The sequence below is a fragment of the Pseudomonas asplenii genome, from assembly GCF_001293465.1.
GTDB lineage: Bacteria > Pseudomonadota > Gammaproteobacteria > Pseudomonadales > Pseudomonadaceae > Aquipseudomonas > Aquipseudomonas fuscovaginae_B.
In genome coordinates this window covers 86,999-102,877 of sequence record NZ_JSYZ01000014.1, presented here as the reverse complement: position 1 = coordinate 102,877, position 15,879 = coordinate 86,999, and the positions used below count along the sequence as shown (strand labels likewise).

The 15,879-nt window shown below is 61.1% G+C and carries 14 protein-coding genes; 7 read left to right on the top strand and 7 right to left on the bottom strand.

Features of this window, described 5'->3' with window-relative positions:
- Positions 1 to 40 precede the first annotated feature (40 nt).
- Entirely contained in the window at positions 41 to 547 is a 507-nt protein-coding gene (gene def, locus PF66_RS17710) for a peptide deformylase (protein WP_054063414.1), read from the bottom strand.
- 152 nt (positions 548 to 699) lie between these two features.
- Here def and PF66_RS17705 point away from each other — a divergent pair, with 152 nt between their 5' ends.
- The 3 genes from PF66_RS17705 to PF66_RS17695 all read left to right on the top strand — a co-directional run bounded on the left by PF66_RS17705 (position 700) and on the right by PF66_RS17695 (position 3,525).
- Positions 700 to 1,722, top strand: a complete 1,023-nt coding sequence (locus tag PF66_RS17705) for a LysM peptidoglycan-binding domain-containing protein (protein ID WP_054061568.1) — start codon at positions 700 to 702, stop codon at positions 1,720 to 1,722.
- A gap of 103 nt (positions 1,723 to 1,825) precedes the next feature.
- Entirely contained in the window at positions 1,826 to 2,929 is a 1,104-nt protein-coding gene (gene dprA, locus PF66_RS17700) for a DNA-processing protein DprA (RefSeq protein ID WP_054063413.1), read from the top strand.
- A 38-nt stretch (positions 2,930 to 2,967) separates the two neighbouring features.
- Positions 2,968 to 3,525 carry an L-threonylcarbamoyladenylate synthase gene (locus tag PF66_RS17695; RefSeq protein ID WP_054061270.1) on the top strand — a complete coding sequence of 186 codons (558 nt, stop codon included), beginning with the start codon at positions 2,968 to 2,970 and terminating at the stop codon, positions 3,523 to 3,525.
- 159 nt (positions 3,526 to 3,684) lie between these two features.
- Here PF66_RS17695 and PF66_RS17690 read toward each other — a convergent pair whose 3' ends face one another.
- Positions 3,685 to 4,662: an NADPH:quinone reductase gene (locus PF66_RS17690; protein WP_054063412.1), complete on the bottom strand. Its 978-nt coding sequence runs from the start codon at positions 4,660 to 4,662 to the stop codon at positions 3,685 to 3,687.
- A gap of 169 nt (positions 4,663 to 4,831) precedes the next feature.
- On the opposite strand from PF66_RS17690, the gene hemF reads away from it, so the two are divergent.
- Together hemF and aroE are read left to right on the top strand one after the other, a co-directional pair.
- Positions 4,832 to 5,743, top strand: a complete 912-nt coding sequence (gene hemF, locus PF66_RS17685) for an oxygen-dependent coproporphyrinogen oxidase (protein ID WP_054063411.1) — start codon at positions 4,832 to 4,834, stop codon at positions 5,741 to 5,743.
- A gap of 70 nt (positions 5,744 to 5,813) precedes the next feature.
- The gene (gene aroE, locus PF66_RS17680) at positions 5,814 to 6,635 is read left to right on the top strand and encodes a shikimate dehydrogenase (RefSeq protein ID WP_054063410.1); all 822 of its coding nucleotides are present in this window, start codon (positions 5,814 to 5,816) and stop codon (positions 6,633 to 6,635) included.
- Positions 6,636 to 6,870: 235 nt separating this feature from the next.
- Here the strand turns inward: aroE and PF66_RS17675 are convergent, their stop codons facing one another.
- From PF66_RS17675 to betC, 3 genes are all read right to left on the bottom strand, one after another.
- Positions 6,871 to 8,439 carry a SulP family inorganic anion transporter gene (locus PF66_RS17675; protein WP_054063409.1) on the bottom strand — a complete coding sequence of 523 codons (1,569 nt, stop codon included), beginning with the start codon at positions 8,437 to 8,439 and terminating at the stop codon, positions 6,871 to 6,873.
- A 196-nt stretch (positions 8,440 to 8,635) separates the two neighbouring features.
- Positions 8,636 to 9,556 carry a choline ABC transporter substrate-binding protein gene (gene choX / locus PF66_RS17670; protein WP_054063408.1) on the bottom strand — a complete coding sequence of 307 codons (921 nt, stop codon included), beginning with the start codon at positions 9,554 to 9,556 and terminating at the stop codon, positions 8,636 to 8,638.
- 18 nt (positions 9,557 to 9,574) lie between these two features.
- Positions 9,575 to 11,089 (bottom strand): choline-sulfatase, encoded by a 1,515-nt coding sequence (gene betC, locus PF66_RS17665; protein ID WP_054063407.1) that lies wholly within the window; start codon positions 11,087 to 11,089, stop codon positions 9,575 to 9,577.
- Positions 11,090 to 11,204: 115 nt separating this feature from the next.
- Between betC and PF66_RS17660 the strand changes: the two genes are divergently transcribed.
- Positions 11,205 to 12,155, top strand: coding sequence for a choline sulfate utilization transcriptional regulator (locus PF66_RS17660; protein WP_054063406.1), 951 nt, complete (start codon positions 11,205 to 11,207; stop codon positions 12,153 to 12,155).
- A 37-nt stretch (positions 12,156 to 12,192) separates the two neighbouring features.
- Positions 12,193 to 12,519, top strand: coding sequence for a DOPA 4,5-dioxygenase family protein (locus PF66_RS17655; protein ID WP_054063405.1), 327 nt, complete (start codon positions 12,193 to 12,195; stop codon positions 12,517 to 12,519).
- 335 nt (positions 12,520 to 12,854) lie between these two features.
- Here PF66_RS17655 and PF66_RS32780 read toward each other — a convergent pair whose 3' ends face one another.
- Positions 12,855 to 13,961, bottom strand: a complete 1,107-nt coding sequence (locus PF66_RS32780; RefSeq protein WP_152973050.1) for a hypothetical protein — start codon at positions 13,959 to 13,961, stop codon at positions 12,855 to 12,857.
- Between the two features lie 273 nt (positions 13,962 to 14,234).
- Positions 14,235 to 15,599, bottom strand: coding sequence for a hypothetical protein (locus PF66_RS32775; protein ID WP_152973049.1), 1,365 nt, complete (start codon positions 15,597 to 15,599; stop codon positions 14,235 to 14,237).
- Positions 15,600 to 15,879 lie beyond the last annotated feature (280 nt).

Sequence of the window (15,879 nt, the reverse complement as noted above, 5' to 3'; positions counted from 1 at the left end):
GGGCAAGCCCGGCTCCTACAGGACAGAGTCGGTGGGGGGATCAGGCGTTCTGGCGGTGCTGCTTTTCCAGCTTCTTCTTGATCCGGTCGCGCTTGAGCGTGGACAGGTAATCGACGAACAGCTTGCCGTTGAGGTGGTCGCATTCGTGCTGGATGCACACCGCCAGCAGGCCATCGGCTTCCAGTTCGAACGGCTTGCCGTCGCGGTCCAGTGCCTTGATGCGCACGCGGGTCGGGCGGTCGACGTTTTCGTAGAAACCCGGTACCGACAGGCAGCCTTCCTGGTACTGATCCTTCTCTTCGGTCAGCGGCTCGAACTCGGGGTTGATGAACACCCGTGGCTCGCTGCGATCCTCGCTCAGGTCCATGACCACGATACGCTGGTGCACGTTGACCTGGGTCGCGGCTAGGCCGATGCCCGGGGCTTCGTACATGGTTTCAAACATGTCATCGATCAGTTGCCGAACCTTGTCGTCCACCTCGGCCACGGGTTTGGCGATGGTGCGCAGGCGCGGGTCTGGGAATTCGAGGATGTTTAAAATGGCCATAGGCGTATTTGCTGCACATGTGAGGTAAAGTCAGAGACGGCTGCCGAAACATCCCGGCGGGATCGGCTACCGTTGTAAAACGTTCTCCCTGGGAGCGAGCCGCGGGGGCTCTGGCGTTTCACGCGAAGACACATGATAAAGGGATTCACTGCATGAGGAAAACACTACTCGCCCTGCTGCTGGCCTTTACCGGTGTCGCGCAGGCGCAAGTGCAACTCAAGGATGGTTATCCACAGCGCTATACCGTGGTGCGCGGCGATACGCTGTGGGATATTTCTGGAAAGTTTCTTCGCGAGCCCTGGCAGTGGCCGCAGATCTGGCACGCCAACCCGCAGATCGCCAACCCCGACCTGATCTACCCCGGCGACACCCTGACCCTGCAGTTCGTCGACGGCCAGCCGCGGCTGGTGGTCGAGCGCGGTGCGTCGCGCGGCACCATCAAGCTGTCGCCACAGGTGCGCCGCTCGGCGGTGGCCGAGGCGATTCCGAGCATTCCGCTGGAAAAGATCAACGCCTTCCTGCTGAGCAACCGCATCGTCGACAGCGTCGAGGCGTTCAAGCGTGCCCCGTACATCCTCGCCGGCAGCAACGAGCGGGTGCTCAGCGGCATGGGCGACCGGATCTACGCGCGCGGCGCATTCGACCCGACGCACAACGTGTACGGCCTGTTCCGCCAGGGCAAGGTCTACACCGACCCGCAGACCAAGGAGTTCCTCGGCATCAACGCCGACGACATCGGCACCGGCGAACTGCTGGCCACCGAAGGCGATGTCGGCACCCTGACCCTGCGCCGTACCACCGAGGAAGTGCGCCTGGGCGACCGGCTGTTCGTCAGCGAGGAACGGCCGATCACCTCGACCTTCATGCCGAGCGCGCCGCAGTCCCAGGTCAACGGCGTGATCATAGATGTGCCACGAGGTGTTACACAGATCGGCGTCATGGACGTGGTGACGATCGACAAGGGACGCCGCGACGGATTGGCCGAAGGCAATGTTCTCGCGGTGTTCAAGACCGGCGAGACGGTCCGCGACCGGGTCACCGGGCAGCCGGTGAAGATTCCCGACGAGCGTTCCGGCCTGTTGATGGTGTTCCGCACCTACGAAAAGCTCAGCTATGGTTTGGTACTCAATGCCACGCGGTCGCTGGCGGTGCAGGACAAGGTACGCAATCCGTAACGGCTGTCGCAGTATCTGCGACCGCTTGCTGAACAGGTTACTCACAGAGTTATCCACAGCTTGTCCTGCTTGATCACGACTGCCACGGATCAAGGATGAGCTGATGTCACAGTCTGTGTGCAACACCCTGTCGCCGGCGGAGCTGGAAGCCCGCCTGCGGCTGCATCGCCTGCCGGAAATCGGCCCCAGGCGCTTCCGCCAACTGATCGAAACCTTTGGTTCGGCCTCTTCCGCCCTGAGTGCCCCGGCCGCGGCCTGGCGCTCGCTGGGGCTGCCCGCGAGCAGCGCCGAGGCGCGCCGCAGCCCGGCCGTGCGCGATGGCGCCAGCGCTGCATTGGCCTGGCTAGAGCGGCCGGAGCAGCATTTGCTGATGTGGGACCAGGCCGCCTACCCGGCCCTGCTGGCCGAACTGGACGATGCCCCGCCGCTGTTGTTCGTCGCCGGCGAGCCGACGATCCTGGACAAGCCGCAACTGGCGCTGGTCGGTAGCCGACGTGCCTCGCGACCGGGCATGGATACCGCCGCGGCCTTCTCCCGCAGCCTGGCCGCCGCCGGTTTTGTCATCACCAGCGGCCTGGCCCTGGGCATCGATGGCGCTGCCCACCAGGCCGCACTGGACGTTGGCGGGCTGACGGTGGGCGTGCTCGGCACCGGCATCGAGAATTTTTATCCACAGCGGCATCGCGCCCTGGCCCGGGCCATGATCGACCAGGGCGGCGCCGTGGTTTCCGAGTTTCCCCTGGACACCACCCCCCAACCCGGCAATTTCCCCCGGCGCAACCGGATCATCAGCGGCCTGTCCCTCGGCGTACTGGTGGTCGAGGCCAGCGTCGGCAGCGGCTCGCTGATCACCGCCCGGCTGGCGGCGGAACAGGGGCGAGAGGTCTATGCGATTCCCGGCTCCATCCATCACCCGGCCGCGCGTGGCTGTCACCAGTTGATTCGCGACGGTGCGGTGCTGGTGGAAACGGTCGACGATATCCTGCAGAACCTGCGGGGCTGGCAGCGCATGCCGGCCAGCGTACTGCCCGAGGCGCCCACGCACCCGCTGCTGGCCCTGCTGCATGCCGCGCCGCAGACCAGCGAGGCCTTGGCCCGGGCCTGTGGCTGGAGCCTGGCGCGGGTCCTGGCGAGCCTGACCGAGCTGGAACTGGAAGGCCGGGTGGCCAGTGACGGCGGACGCTGGTTAGCGCGTAGCCCGACCTGAGGTAAACTGCCGGCAGCGTTGAATCCGGAGAGCAAGCGATGGTCAAGAGTTGGCGTGTGCAAGAAGCCGCACGAGAAGTTCGCGCAGGAGCGGTGATTGCCTATCCAACCGAAGCGGTCTGGGGGCTGGGGTGTGATCCCTGGAACGAAGAGGCGGTGGATCGGTTGCTGGCGCTCAAGAATCGTTCGGTGGACAAGGGGTTGATCCTGGTGGCGGACAATATCCGCCAGTTCGATTTCCTCTTCGAGGAATTCCCGCAGGAGTGGGTCGACCGCATGGCCAGTACCTGGCCGGGGCCCAACACCTGGCTGGTGCCGCACCAGGACCTGCTGCCGGAGTGGGTCACTGGCCGCCATGACACCGTGGCCGTGCGGGTCAGCGACCACCCGCTGGTGCGGGATCTGTGCTCGCTGGTCGGGCCGCTGATCTCCACCTCCGCCAACCCCCAGGGCCGGCCGTCGGCCAGGACCCGGTTGCGGGTGCAGCAGTACTTCGGCGGGCAGTTGGACCTGGTACTGGGTGGCAGCCTGGGCGGGCGCAAGAACCCGAGCCTGATCCGCGATCTGGCGACGGGCAAGGTGGTGCGTCCGTCGTAGTTCTCACTGGTCCCTGAGGCCGCCTTCGCGGCGGTTCGCGGGCAAGCCCTGCTCCTACAGGTATTGGGTGCACACGATACAAGTGCACGACGCCATGCCTGTAGGAGCGTGGCTTGCCCGCGAACCGCTGCTGCCAGGCAGCGGCCATCCCCCACGACCTCAGGGCAGCAACACCGTCGACCCGGTCGTCCGCCGCCCCGCCAGCTCGGTTTGCGCCTTGGCCGCCTCGGCCAACCCGTAGCGCGCGCCGATCTCGACCTTCAACTGGCCACCGATCACCAGCCCGAACAACTCGTCGGCCATGGCCTGCAACTGCCGTGGGTTACTGGCGTAGGTGCCCAGGGTCGGCCGGGTCACGTACAGCGAGCCCTTGGCCGACAGAATCCCCAGGTTGACGCCTTCCACCGCCCCCGAAGCGTTGCCGAAGCTCACCAGCAGGCCCCGCGGTGACAGGCAATCCAGGGACGTCGTCCAGGTATCCTTGCCGACCCCGTCGTACACCACCGGAACCTTCTTGCCATCGGTCAGCTCCAGCACCCGCTTCACCACATCCTCATGGCTGTAGTCGATGGTTTCCCAGGCCCCCAGGGACTTGGCATAGGCGGCCTTCTGCGCCGAGCTCACGGTACCGATCAGCTTCGCCCCGATGGCCTTGGCCCACTGGCAGGCCAGTGCCCCGACCCCGCCGGCGGCGGCATGGAACAGCACGGTTTCACCGGCCTTGAGTTCGTGGGTCTGGCGCAGCAGGTACTGCACGGTCAGGCCCTTGAGCATCACCGCGGCGGCCTGCTCGAAGTCGATCTGCTCCGGCAGCTTCACCAGATGCGCCTCCGGCAGCAGGTGAAACTCGCTGTAGGCGCCCAGCGGCCCGGTGCCATAGGCGACCCGGTCGCCGACCTTGAAGCGGGTCACTTCGCTGCCCACCGCGTCGACGATCCCGGCGCCCTCGCCGCCCAGCCCGGAAGGCAGGCTCGGCGGTGCGTACAGGCCGCTGCGCCAGTAGGTGTCGATGAAGTTCAGGCCGATCGCCTTGTTCTGCACCCTGACCTGCTGTGGTCCCGGTTCGGCGGGGGTGTAGTCCACATACTCGAGGACTTCGGGGCCGCCATGGGCACGGAACTGGATTCGCTTGGCCATCGATACGCTCCTTGAAATGATTTCTTGCAAAGCCTGAAGATCCCCTATCGGACTCCTTCGCTTGACCTTCGTCAACTGCGACTGTCACGGGCACGGTGTTATGCTACGGGCCTTTTGCCGCCGGCACGTCAGATCTGCCGCGTAGCTTTGCCCGATTCCAGGTGATGCCATGACTACCCGCACCGAAGCCGTTAAAGCCTACCTGCTCGACCTGCAAGACCGTATCTGCGCTGCGCTGGAAGCCGAGGATGGCGGTGCGCGTTTCGTCGAAGACGCCTGGACCCGCCCTGCCGGTGGCGGCGGACGGACCCGGGTGATCGCCGACGGCCAGGTCATCGAGAAAGGTGGCGTGAACTTCTCTCACGTCTTCGGTGCCGGCCTGCCGCCTTCGGCCAGTGCCCACCGGCCGGAACTGGCCGGGCGCGGCTTCGAGGCGCTAGGGGTGTCCCTGGTGATCCACCCGCACAACCCGCATGTGCCGACGTCCCACGCCAACGTGCGCTTCTTCATCGCCGAGAAGGAAGGCGAAGAGCCGGTCTGGTGGTTTGGCGGCGGTTTCGACCTGACGCCCTACTACGGCAACGAGGAAGACTGCGTGCACTGGCACCGCGTCGCCGAACAGGCCTGCGCGCCGTTCGGGGCGGATGTCTACCCGCGCTACAAGGCCTGGTGCGACAGCTATTTCCACATCAAGCACCGCAACGAACCGCGGGGCATCGGTGGCCTGTTCTTCGACGACCTGAACGAGTGGGACTTCGACACCTGCTTCGCCTTCATGCGGGCGATCGGCGATGCCTACATCGAGGCCTACCTGCCGATCGTGCAGCGGCGCAAGGCGCAGGCCTGGACCGAGCAGCAGCGCCAGTTCCAGGAATTCCGCCGTGGGCGTTATGTGGAGTTCAACCTGGTGTACGACCGTGGCACCCTGTTCGGCCTGCAATCGGGTGGGCGTACCGAGTCGATCCTGATGTCGCTGCCGCCGCAGGTGCGCTGGGGTTACGACTGGAAGGCCGAGCCGGGTAGCGAAGAGGCGCGGTTGACCGAGTACTTCCTGCAGGATCGGGATTGGCTGGCGGTTTAGCCCGCAACGACCGAATTCCCACCCTATTGATCTGACCGCTGGCCCGCCAGCCCCGACAGGACCCTGTTTGATGGATCGTTACGTTGTCTTCGGCAATCCCATCGGCCACAGCAAGTCGCCGCTGATCCACCGCCTGTTCGCCGAACAGACCGGCCAGCGGTTGGACTACAGCACGCTGCTGGCGCCGCTGGACGATTTTTCCGGCTGTGCCCGGGCGTTCTTCCAGGAAGGTCGTGGCGCCAACGTCACCGTGCCGTTCAAGGAAGAGGCCTTCCGCCTGGCCGACAGCCTGACCGACCGGGCGCGGCGAGCCGGCGCGGTGAATACCCTGAGCAAACTGGCCGATGGCAGCCTGCTGGGCGACAACACCGACGGTGCCGGGCTGGTGCGCGATCTTGAGGTCAACGCCGGCTTCAGCCTGCAAGGCCAGCGCATCCTGCTGCTGGGGGCCGGCGGCGCGGTACGCGGTGCCCTGGAGCCATTGCTGGCGCAGCAACCGGCGTCGGTGGTGATCGCCAACCGCACCGTCGAGAAGGCCGAGCTGCTGGCCGAGCTGTTCGCCGATCTGGGGCCGGTGTCCGCCAGCGGTTTCGAGTGGTTGCGCGAGCCGGTAGATCTGATCATCAACGCCACCTCGGCCAGCCTGTCCGGCGATGTGCCGCCGATTGCGCCGAGCCTGGTCGAACCCGGCAAGACCGTTTGCTACGACATGATGTACGGCAAGGAACCGACCGCATTCTGCCGCTGGGCCAGCGCGCAATCGGCGGCGGTGGCCCTGGATGGCCTGGGCATGCTCGCCGAACAGGCGGCGGTTGCCTTCGAGCTGTGGCGTGGCGTGCGCCCGGACACGGCGCCGGTGCTGGCCGAGTTGCGGCGCCTGCTGGCTGCCTGAATTCCACAAGTTACCGCGAACCTTGTAGATACTCTTTCCCGGTCAAACTTCGATCGTTCCCACGCTTGGCGTGGGAACGCAGCCCCTGTAGGAGCCGGGCTTGCCCGCGAAGGCGATTTTACCGGCGCCACACTGCTTCGGGATGAATGGCCGCCTTTGGCGGTTCGCGGGCAAGCCCGGCTCCTACAAGGGGTAGCGTTGTACATGGGAACGGCGGTGCATCAGGAGAGCGTGCTCAATCCTCGAAACGGATCGGGCACCTATCCACACCCTCGAGCTTGACCAACTCCTCGACCACCTGCGCCCGTGCCTTCCTCAACGTCAGGCTGCGCCCCTCCCGTGCCAGCCGGCGCGCCTCCTGGTGCAGCATCTCCACCCCGGAATAGTCGATGAAGTTGATCTGCTGCGCTTCGATCACCACCCGCGGCCCTTTCAACCGCTGCAGGCGCACCTGCAGGTAATGGCTGGCGCCGAAGAAGATCGACCCGCCGACCCGCAGCACCTCTTCGTCACCGTCGCGCCAGTGCTGCACCCGGGGTTGCGAGGTGCGCTTGAGGTAGAAGAACAGCGAGGCCAGCACCCCGGCATAGATCGCCGTCTGCAGCTCCAGCAGCAGGGTCGCCACGCCGGTCAGCGCCATCACCGCGAATTCGGCATGGCTGACCCGCAACAGTGCGCGGATGCCGCGGTGATCCACCAGCCCCCAACTGATCAGCAGGATGCTGCCGGCCATGGCCGGAATCGGGATGTGGGCGATCAGCGCCGAGCCGCACACCGCGAACAGCGCCACCCACAGTGCCGAGAACACCCCGGCCAGCGGTGAGCAGGCTCCGGCCTCGTAGCTGAGGGCGGCGCGGGTGAACGAACCGGCGGACAGGTAGCCGGAAAACAGGCTGCCGACGATATTCGACAGGCCCTGGGCACGCACTTCCTGATTGGCATCGAGCAACTGCTGCGAGCGGGCGGACAACGAGCGGGCGATCGACAGGCTCGTCACCAGCCCGAGCATGCCCACGGCGACGGCGCTGGGCAGCAGCCGCAGCACAGCTTCCAGATCCAGCGGCAACGGGCTGAACGGCGGCAGGCGTCCGACGAAACCCTCGACCCGTTGCACGTGGCCGAACATCGCCGGCCACAGCCAGACCAGCAGGCTGGCCAGCACCAGGGTGATCAGCAACGTCGGCCAGCGCGGCAGCAGCGACTTGAGCAGCAGGCCGACCACCAGCGTGCCGAGCCCCAGTGCCAGCGAAGGCCGGTCGATGTCGCCGATATGCTGGATGAGCGCCAGCAGGCTATTGAGCGCGGTGGCCTGGTTGGGAACATCGATGCCCAACAGGTTGGGCAATTGGCCGAGGGCAATCACCACGGCGGCGCCGAGGGTGAAGCCGAGCACCACCGAATGCGAAACGAAGTTCACCAGGGCGCCGAAGCGCAGCAGGCCCAGCAGCCACTGGAAGATCCCGGCGATGAAGGTCAGCAGCAGGATCAGGGTGATGTAGTCCTGGCTGCCGGGCACGGCCAGCGGACTGACGCTGGCGAACAGGACGATGGAGATCGCCGCGGTGGGCCCGCAGATCAGGTGCCAGGACGAGCCCCAGAGGCAGGCGATCAGCACCGGCACGATGGCCGCGTACAGGCCGTACTCCGGCGGCAGGCCGGCGATCAGGGCGTAGGCCACCGATTGCGGCAGGGCGAGGATGGCGCCGCTCAGGCCGACGATCAGGTCCCGGCTGACGCTGGCGCGGGTCTGCCGGGGCAGCCAGCTGAGAAATGGCAGGAATGCGTGGCGGTTGGTCCGGCCCATGGGGTTCTCGGTTGGATGAGTCGTGTCGGGGGCAGTGTGCCAGAAGGCCTGGTGATCGTTGGTCGTTCCCACGCTCCCTGTGGGAATGCGGCCTGTGACGCTGTGGGTCACAAGAGCGGACGCCGGGCGTCCAGAGAGTCATGCCCACGCGGAGCGTGGGAATGATCGGTAACAGATGAATCAGGGAGCCCGAAGCTCAGAGCCTGGCCTTCACCGCCGCCAGCCCATCCTGGCCATCCGCGGTCTTCACCCCGTCCAGCCACTTGTCCAGCACCGCCGGGTTGGCCTTGATCCAGGCCCTGGCCGCGTCGGCATTGCTCAGTTTCCTGTTCGCCACCTCGGCCATGATGCTGTTTTCCATGTCGAGGGTGAAGCCCAGGTTGGCAAACAGCTTGCCGACGTTCGGACAGGCCTGTGCATAACCCTTGCGGGTCACGGTATAGACGCTGCCGCTGTCGCCGAAGTACTTCTCGCCGCCCTTGAGGTAATGCATCTTGATCTGCACGTTCATCGGGTGCGGCGTCCAGCCGAGGAACACCACGAACTTCTGTTTCTTGATCGACCGGCCGACCTCGGCCAGCATCGCCTGCTCGCTGGATTCCACCAGCTTCCACTGGCCCAGGTCGAACTCGTCGTTCTTGATGATCTGTGCCAGCGAGGCATTGGCCGGTGCGCCGGAGCCGATGCCATAGAGCTTCTTGTCGAACTTGTCGGCGAACTTGTGCAGGTCGGCGAAGTCATGCACGCCGGCGTCCCACACGTAGTCCGGGACCGCCAGGGTGAATTCGGTGCCTTCGAGGTTCTTCGCCAGTTGCGTGACATCGCCGTTGGCGATGAACTTGTCATGGAAGCCCTGCTGCGCCGGCATCCAGTTGCCGAGGAACACGTCCACCTGGCCATCCTTGAGGCCACCGTAGGTGATCGGCACCGCCAGGGTGTCGACCTTGGCCTTGTAGCCCAGGCCTTCGAGCAGCAGGCTGGCGATGGCGTTGGTCGCGGCGATGTCGCTCCAGCCCGGATCGGCCATTTTCACCGTGTCGCAGGTCGGGTCGGCATGGGCGCCCAGGCTGCTCGCGGCCAGCAGCCCGGCGCAGAGGATTGTGGATAACTTCTTCATGACTTCCCCTTGTGTTCGTTATTGGTTTTGGCAGGGTTGTGGATAACGGGCCTTGCGCTCCAGATCGTCGAGGTCGATATGGTTGCGCATGTATTGCTGACTGGCGTCTACCATCGGCTGGTGGTCCCAGCTCTTCAGCTTTCCGAGGGTCAGGGCGTCGGCGACGAAGCGCCGGCGTCGCTGGCTGGCGAGCACCTGTTGGTGGATCGCCGGGATGTTCCATTTCGCCCGGGCTTCGGCCAGGAAGTCGTTGAACAGTGGCTGGTGTTGCGGTGACTGGCTGAGGTCTTCCTGTTCCCCTGGATCGTTGTGGATATCGTAGAGCAGGCACGGATCGTCTTCGCTGTAGATGAACTTGTAGGCACCGCGGCGGATCATCATCAGGGGGCTGACGGTGCCTTCGGCCATGTATTCGCCGAACACCTCGTCGTGCCCGCCCTCGCCCGTCAGGTGCGGCAGCAGCGAGCGGCCGTCCAGCGGCAGGTCGGCCTGCACGCGGCCGCCGGCCAGTTCCACCAGGGTCGGCAGCAGGTCGGCTGTGGACACGGCGGCGCCGACCCGCTTGGCGGCGAACTGCCCCGGTGCGCTGATCAGCAGCGGTACCCGGGCGGACATCTCGAACCAGTGCATCTTGTACCAGAGCCCGCGCTCGCCCAGCATGTCGCCGTGGTCGCCGGAGAACACGATGAGGGTGTCGTCGGCCAGGCCGATGTCTTCCAGGGTCTGCAGCAGTTTGCCGACATTGCTGTCGATGTAGCTGCAGGCGCCGAAGTAGGCGCGGCGCGCATCGCGGATCTTATCCACAGGCAACGGCTTGTCCCACAGGTCGTAGACCTTGAGCAGGCGCTGCGAGTGCGGGTCGAGGCTGGCCTGGGCCGGCGTGTGCGGCAGCGGGATGTCCTCGTCGCGGTACAGGTCCCAGAACGCCTTGGGAATGGTGTACGGGTCGTGGGGATGGGTCATCGACACGGTCAGGCAGAAGGGCCGGTCGCCGTCCTCGCGCACATGGTCGAACAGGTACTGCTGGGCCTTGAACACCACCTCTTCATCGAAGTCCAGCTGGTTGGTGCGCACGCAGGGCCCGGCCTGCAGCACCGAGGACATGTTGTGGTACCAGCTGGGGCGCACGTCCGGTTCGTCCCAGTTCACCGCCCAGCCGTAATCCGCCGGGTAGATGTCGCTGGTCAGGCGTTCCTCGTAGCCGTGGAGCTGGTCGGGGCCGCAGAAATGCATCTTGCCCGACAGCGCGGTGCGGTAGCCCAGGCGGCGCAGGTAGTGGGCGTAGGTCGGAATGTCGGCGGGGAAATCGGCGGCGTTGTCGTAGGCACCGATACTGCTTGGCAACTGGCCGCTGACCAGGGTGAAGCGCGAAGGGGCACACAGCGGGCTGTTGCAGTAGGCGGCATCGAACACCACCGCCTCGGCGGCCAGGCGGCTCAGGTTCGGCAGCTTGATCGGCGATGGGCCGTAGAGGGGCAACAGCGGCGCGGCCATCTGGTCGGCCATGATGAAGAGAATGTTCTTGCGCTTCATGGTATCGCGGCGTTCCATAGTCAATTGTTATGCGATAGTGCTGCGATCGAGCATGTGGCCTTTGCCCTTGGACGGTAAAGCCCATGCCACACAATGACTAGGATAAGTACCGCTTATGTTTGATGCGCTGGGTGAGTTGTCTCTCGACCTGCTGCGGGTGTTCGAAGCGGCGGCCCGTCATCGCAGTTTCACCGCCGCGGCGGTCGAGCTGGGCACCACCCAGCCGGCGATCAGCCAGCAGATCAAGCGCCTGGAGGAACAGTTGGCGACACGGCTGTTCGACCGCATTTACCGGGGCATCGAACTGACCGAGGCCGGCCTGCTGCTGTTCGAGCAGGTCCAGGCGGGCCTGCAGAGCATCGACAGTGGCCTGAGTGCGGTAACTGCCCATAGCCGGCATGAGGTGCTGCAGGTCGCCACCGACTTCGCCTTCGCCGCGTACTGGCTGATGCCGCGGCTGCACCGTTTCCATGCGGCCAACCCGCTGGTCGATGTCAGCCTGGTGACCAGCGAACGCAGCCACAACATGCTGCGCAGCGACATCGACGTGGCCGTGCTGTTTGGCCAGGGCCGCTTCAAGCAGGGCGAAAGCCACTGGCTGTTCAGCGAGGAAGTGTTCCCGGTGTGCAGCCCGCAGTTGCTCCAGGGCCGCGAGCGGCCGCTGGCGACCGAGGCGTTGCTGGAGTTTCCCTTGCTGCACCTCAAGGGCGAGAACAGCAGCCACTGGTTCGACTGGGCCGGGGTGTTTCGCGAGCTGGGCCTGACCAGCGCGCCCGCACCGGGGCAACTGCGCTTCGACAACTACACCCTGCTGATCCAGGCGGCGATCGGCGGCCAGGGCGTGGCCATCGGCTGGCGGCACCTTGTGGATAACCTGCTGGAGCAGGGCCTGTTGTGCCGGCCAATCAACCAGACGGTGCTGTCGACCTTCGGTTACTACGTGGTGCTGCCGCCGCGCAAACGGCGCGGGGTGTTGATCCAGCGGTTCTTCGACTGGCTGATGGCCGAGCAGGCCAGCAGTGCGCAATCGCTGGTGGGGCTGGGCTTGCCGTCGATTGCGGTGTAGCGTGGGGGATCGATCAGAGTTTTTGAAAGAGAGCGGTATGCCAGCAATCAAGGGTTATCACGCCCATGTCTATTTCGATGCCTCGACCCTCGACCAGGCCCGTGAGTTGTGCGAGCGGGCGGCGGCGACATTCCCGCTGAAGATGGGGCGGGTGCATGAGCGGCTGGTGGGGCCGCACCCGGACTGGAGCTGCCAGCTGGCTTTCGAGGCCGAGCAGTTTGGCGCCGTTGTGCCGTGGTTGGCGCTCAATCGCCAGGGGTTGGTGATATTCACCCACCCCCTGACGGGCGATGACCTGGCGGATCACCGCGATCATGCGATCTGGATGGGGGCGGTGCGGCCGCTGGATCTGTCGATCTTCTGATCTCCCCCGGATGGTCGCCTGGGGGTTAACTCTTCCCGCCGATGAGGCGCTCAAGCCAGCTCCCGAGACTAGGCCGGTGCCGCCTGCAACAGCGGACTGGCACCGAGTATCAACACACCCAGGCCGGCGACCAGGTGTTTGGACATTTTCATCATGGCTTTCCTCACTACAGCCCATACAGCGAAAGGAGGTTCGAAGACGGGCCTCCAAACCTCACGGGTCTTGCCATTTAGTCTGTGTGGAAAGGTATAGATTCCTTTGTATCAGGAGCTTTACCTTCGGCTGCTTAGAGGCGCTTTTCGTCGTGCTGCAACAGCAGCAAGAGCCCTCCTGGCTCAACTTTTCAATGCCGAGCTTTTTTCCTGCTCCAGGTAGATATGAGTCCTGCCATCCTCTGCTTTTTCTATCGACGTAGTCGTGTATCGACAGCCTTGCCTGAACACCTTGTAGCGGGTCTCCCCGATCTGCGCTTCGCCGGGTGTACCAGTGATGATAAAGACAACGTTGGCATCTGTTCGAGCTGGCGCAGGAGGATCTACAGGCATGAACTTGTTGATGGGCGCGGAGGTTTTATCCTCCACCCGGTTCTGGTAGAACGCGATTTCCCTGGGTGATAGAAGCTCTTCGTAACGGTAGCTGCCGGTTTGTTCGGACACCTGCGCTGAAAAACCGTCATTCAAGAGCTGGTTTAGATCCTTGCGAGAAATATTCTTGAGGGTTTCTGGAAGTGACGGCTTCTTACTCGTCTTCTCGTTGTTGAGGTAATCGACGGCTCCCGGCTTGGCGAAGAGCTCGAAGGCGGCTTTTGTCATCTCCTGCTTGATTGCGACTTTGTCCTGGTATACTTGTTCTTCTGATTGTTTTTCACCCAAGGCTTTTTCATATTTTTCCATGCTGGCAAAATTACTGACCAAGGCCTGTTCTTGTATATTAACACTCGATATTTCCTTAAGTACGCTTAGGTCATTTCGACTACATACACTGTTGATCCTGGCACCCGTATATTCATTGAGCTTGCTTATGCGGGCAGAAGCTTTATCGTAGCCGCCATCATTATTTGAAGGTGCCCTTGTGAAATCCGTATTGAAGACCCTGTCGATCTTGGTTAGCCAATATAGTCTGGCTCCCATTCGTGGCGTGATATGTATACGTTCATTTTTAAAGCGTACGAACGGTCGTTGGTTTTCGCTTAGCCTCCAGGGTGATGTGTACTTTCGGTAGGATTTACAGTGCGGCTCGGCCTTGGAGATGGCTTCTAGCAATTCATTGGCAATGGCCCGGTGTTCTTTGATTCGATCTTTCTGTTCGAGAAATATTCTTTCCCGGTTACGCACATGCTCAAGCCCTTTCTTCAAATTATTGATTTCTTTCTGACAGTTACTGAGGTCACGGGGGGCATTGAGGATATTTTGAATATTTCTTTTTCCGATTCCAAACGGCATTTTTGTTCCTTCGTGAAAAAGTAAAACGTAGGAGCCCTTGCCACCGATGGCCAGGCTCCTGAAAGTTTTAAGTTAGCTAGGCATTCGCTTTATAGAGTCGGATTGTTTTTGCTTCCATTAGAGAAAATAAATCAGTCCCCGTTTCTGCGTTTCTGTCCAGTCCCCGTTTCTGTTCCTGCTGGGACTGTACGGCTTGATGTCCTTGTCACCGCGACCGTACAGGTTGACCGCCATTGGGTTTAATCAACCAGGTACCTGGTTTGTTATGATTGCTTAAGTTTTTTCAAAAAAATCCCTTGTTCTTTTGAAATTGAATGGCTGATCTACGCTATCTTGCAAACGGTCAGCCTGTCGGGTTTCTTTGGTGAGGGAGTCGGTTCGCTTTAACGGAATGGGATGGCCATTTTCATCAAAGTCTCGCTTTTTTATGTAATTGCCTTCTTTATCAAAAAATATCGTCCTCACGGGCGAAGTAGGGGTGTTAGAAGATTTCACAGTAGCATCTAGATTCGTGTCGTCTATAGGAAGGTTTTTTGGGCGATTATTTGATTGCTCTGGAGTTGATGAGACGTATGGGTTATGAGAAGTTGGTGGCGGTATATGTTTTGGAACGTCTGAGTCATCGAGCTCAATTCCATCTATAGAAATATTTTTCGAGCTACTATTTAAGTGGTTTAAAATTAATGCATGGAGACTTGCCTTTTTTGGACTTGTCTCGGGCCATTCGTCAAGATCATCGCTGCTGGGTCTATCTGTTTTATGCGTGGTACTTTCAATCTCTTGACCCTTATGGGGCGCATCTGGAATTCCATCACTCATTGAGGGTTGTCCAGCAGATAATTCTTTTTCTTTATTTTTTATGCATTCCTCAAGAAGTTTGATACGTTCATTTTGAAAATCCAGTCTTTTCTCTATTTTAGATGAGACACTTTTGGAATCCGTTGCTTTTCCAAAATCCAGCTCAATGTTTCCAAAATTTTTTTCGAACTCTGCAGCGCCGGCATCATGTAAATCGAGGGCTTCACGGATACTGAAGTTTCTACTAAGGTAAAGACCTTTTTCTTTTGAATAACGAAGGGTGCCTTTCTCGGGTTGGTTGTCTTGGCTATTGAATTTTTCTTTTAGGCTCAATAATTTTTCTTGGAATTCTTCTGCTTCGTGCTGCTCAGCTCGCAGTCCATCTATGGGACTGACTGCGACCACGGCTGCCTCTGTTTTAGGTGATTCTGCTATTGGATTTTTCCGTATCTCAAATAACTCGTCCTTTCCTTTTTTACAGTTCTCTATATGCAGGTCGTTTGTGGTTATTTTGCTCTCAAGGCGTGAGATGAGCTTTTTGCGGCTAATTTTTTGCCCTAGGTGCAGGTCTAATCCAAGGTTTTCTATATTGTTTGATGGCTCTTGCCTTATTATATGAAGCTTCGCCATCAATGTGCCTGGCGTGAGCTCTTTTTTGAGGAAAAGCATGTTGTTTTTGTCGACTCTGAGATAGCCGTTTTCTATTTTTGAGTTGCTTGCATGTTGGAGCATGTTTTTCAGGATTTTATTGTTTTTCTCAGCATTCGCAATTTCGTTGTCGTAAGATTTTGTCCCATTGATGGACGGGGCTGAACTTGATATTTGGGTTCCCAGAGGCATGTATGGATTTCCCTGTTTTTATTTTTCCATGTCGCAAGTCGATATGGATGGTAAGTCGGAAATGTTACGGATTGGAAGAGCACATTGTTCCTGATGACGGCACTTTCCAGTTATTTCATGTCTTTAAAAATTAACTTTCACTTGGCGATTGAATTCGCTAGATATGTATTTTGGCTATTCAGATGTTGAATATTTTCCTTGAAAGAATCTATGGTGAGTTTTCTGCTGTCTTCCATGGGAATTTGGTTGTGGGTTATTTGTGAAGCGTTTGTTCCTGGCA